This is a genomic window from Mesorhizobium sp. M8A.F.Ca.ET.208.01.1.1 (assembly GCF_004791315.1).
In the GTDB taxonomy this organism is placed as follows: Bacteria; Pseudomonadota; Alphaproteobacteria; order Rhizobiales; family Rhizobiaceae; genus Mesorhizobium.
Window position 1 is genome coordinate 1 of sequence record NZ_SRUT01000270.1, and the last position, 310, is coordinate 310.

1 pseudogene is annotated in these 310 nt (G+C 62.3%); it reads left to right on the top strand.

Features of this window, described 5'->3' with window-relative positions:
* Nucleotides 1–310 (top strand): annotated as a pseudogene (locus tag EN851_RS35250) (HlyD family type I secretion periplasmic adaptor subunit); the annotation flags it as partial.

Sequence of the window (310 nt, forward strand, 5' to 3'; positions counted from 1 at the left end):
GACTGCCCCGGAGATCTGCGACAACGAGCAGAAGCTGCTCGTTGCGCGCCGGGACAACTTCCAAGTCAAGCTGTCCGTGCTGAAGTCGCGTCTCGATCAGCGCGAGAAGGAACTGGACGAGGCAACCGCCAATTCAGACCGCCTGTCCAAGAGCCTCGCCGTCAGCGACCAGGAAACGGCGCTGGTCGAATCGATGGTCAAGAAGGGCCTGATGGCCAGGACCGAGCAGATTCGCGTCGAACGCGAGCAGACCGATCTCCGCGGGCAGCTCAACCTTGCCGGAGAGACCATCAAGAAGAGCAAGGCGGCC